Raw genomic sequence first — 2,489 nt, 5'->3', positions numbered from 1 at the left:
ACCTTTCCCGTCGTCGCGCCCCTGGTGATGAACCCGGTCAACCAGGCCCTCGACGACCTCGAGTGGCGCTGGAACATCGGCTCGGGCAGCGGTTTCCACCAAGCCGGCGCCATCGTCATCCCCGCCATCGCCACCGGCGGACTCGGCGGAGTCGGCGGCGTTGCTGCCCGCGTCGGCGCCAAGGCGCCGCGGGTCCTCGCCCAGATCATCCTGCCCAAAGGCGTCAACCCCGAGCCGCTCACCCTCTACCGCGGCATGCGCGCGGCGGAGGACGGCTACCCAGAAGTCGGGGAAACAGCGAAGACCCTCGGAGCCAGACCTAAGATCTTCTTTCCTGAGGAACAAGGAGACGTGGTCATCGATGACCGTGGGTGGATCTGGCCGGGAACTGGCGGCATGTCGGCGAACACGGACCCGTGGAGGATCCCGCTATTTCGTCGACCCCTTTCCTTCGGTGGCACCGGAAAGGGTTTGGACATGTTCACGATCGAGGACCAGCAGCTACCCCCAGGGCTCAGCTTCAGGCTGATCGAGGACGGCCACGGTTACATCGAACCCACTCGTCCAATGACCTACGACGAAGTTCAGCGACTGATTCACGGGACCAGAGGCCTGTGGATCAAGACGGGACCAACGACGTGAGCACCTTGGAGCGACGTGACGCGATGTTCGAGGCTGTTGAGGCGTCCAATGGTTTCTCCCGACTGCGTCGGGTTGTCGTCGCGCTCGTCGAGCAGGGTGTATCCGTAGACATCCTCATCAACGACATGCAGGACCTTCTCGCGTTACTCGCCGAGGAACACGAAGACATGATGCTTGACGTCATGGACCAACTCGTCGGCTACTGCCCCAAGACGCAACGCATTCTCCCGAGGCCCGAGCCCGGCGACGCCGACTACGGAATTCGTTGAGCACGGCGCCGGCAGGGGACTGTCGACCGGCACGTGTCCGGAATGCGCCGCCCATCGGGTCACAGAGCGGACTCGTGCCGGTTCACAGTCCCCACCTGCCCGCTACACGACCGGGCGGCAGGTCCAGCCGAGGCCGAGTCCCCCGGGCTGGGTCGAGCGGTAGCCCGCGGCCAGGACACCGCCCGGGTCGACGATCACCTGGTTGAGGATCCCGACCGGACCGCCGGCGCTGAGTGGGCCGCCGACCCGGTCGACCACCTTTCCGCCGACCACGCGCAAAGCCGTCGCCGCGAAGTCCTCGCCGCCGTCGGTCTCGCCCACCACCCAGAGCTGCTCGGCGTCGCCGGCCATCGCCTGGGCAACGAATTTGTCGGGCAACGGGACCGACACCCACGCAGCTGAGCCGGCGGTGTCGGTCCGCCGCCACAGCCCCAACCCGGCATACCCCTGCGTGAGCACGTGGATCCGCCCCTGGGCCGACGCACACGCGATCTTGGTCGAGCCCGTGGTGCCCGGCGGGACGTCGACCACCGTCCAGCCCGAGCCGTGTCGGCGCAGCACCCAGGCGCCGGCGGTCGCCCAGGTCGGGGCGCCATCGGCGATCCGGAGAAGGGGGAAGGCACTCGAGGTGTCCCACGCGGGCGCCGTCACCAGCTCGCTGGTCCAGCGAACGGTCGCCGGGCTGTCGATCGCCCGACTGGCCGCATAGGGACGCAGGCTCGCCCCACCTGAGGTCGGCACCATGCCGGTCAGCAGGAGCTGCCCTCCTTCCGCCCTCACGGAGTCGACGTTGAGCCACTTCGGCAGCCCCAGCGTGCCGAAGCTGCGCCACGTCCCGGCCGTGGACACGTGCCCCACGACGCTCGACCCGTCCGCGACGGGCAGGCTGACGTCGTTGCGGGTCCCCGCCACCCACACGCCGGACGAATCGGCATACGCCGCAGTCCCCGTCGCCCGGAAGGTCGTCGGCAGCGCAACCGCTGCCCAGGTGGTGCCTGTGGTGCTCGCGCGACGACGCAGGATCGCCGCGGAGTGGTCACGGGAGCTGTCGTACTGCTGGCCGATGGCCCACGTCCCCGACGCTCCGACGGCGAAGGCGTTGACTCGTGCGCTGACCGGCCAACCGGTGACGTCCACGAAACGTCCCCGGATCGCGGTGGTCAGTGGCGCCGCCGTCGCCGGTCGAGCTGCGGCGACGAGGCCGAGTGCGGCCGTGCCGAGTGCCGTCGTGAGGACCGTGCGGCGGGTGAGGTGGGTGGGCATCGAGATCTCCTGAGGCGTCGTCGTTGGTGGTCGTAGGGAGTGACGCCCTGCCGACCGCAGAAGTTGTGTCGCCCGGAGCAGTTTTCTTTGGAGACCTCCCTCCCCGGGGCCGCACCCCCTTCGCTGAGGGCAGAACGAATCAGCCGCGGTCGAGCGGACGGCGCTCGTACCCTGTCGAGGGTGACACCTTCCAACTCCGCTCCGGCTCGGATCATCACCCTGCGCCCATCCGACCGGGAGCAGGCCCCAGCCCGACCGTTGCGTATGCCGGTGGGCCCGGTCGCGCCGGCTCGCCCGGTGAGGCGAGAACCGTTG

General features: G+C 68.9%; 3 protein-coding genes. 2 read left to right on the top strand and 1 reads right to left on the bottom strand.

Annotated features, from left to right (window positions below):
* Positions 1-642 (top strand): hypothetical protein (locus Q0R63_RS01500; protein WP_295692958.1); only part of this gene is annotated, 642 nt, incomplete at its 5' end.
* Positions 639-911 carry a hypothetical protein gene (locus tag Q0R63_RS01495; protein WP_295692955.1) on the top strand — a complete coding sequence of 91 codons (273 nt, stop codon included), beginning with the start codon at positions 639-641 and terminating at the stop codon, positions 909-911. The genes Q0R63_RS01500 and Q0R63_RS01495, both read left to right, overlap by 4 nt.
* A 102-nt stretch (positions 912-1,013) precedes the next feature.
* Here Q0R63_RS01495 and Q0R63_RS01490 read toward each other — a convergent pair whose 3' ends face one another.
* Positions 1,014-2,174: a hypothetical protein gene (locus tag Q0R63_RS01490; protein WP_295692953.1), complete on the bottom strand. Its 1,161-nt coding sequence runs from the start codon at positions 2,172-2,174 to the stop codon at positions 1,014-1,016.
* Positions 2,175-2,489: the final 315 nt, after the last annotated feature.

The organism is Lapillicoccus sp. (assembly GCF_025353065.1).
Taxonomy (GTDB): Bacteria; Actinomycetota; Actinomycetes; order Actinomycetales; family Dermatophilaceae; genus Lapillicoccus.
This window is presented reverse-complemented; position numbering and strand designations above follow the sequence as displayed.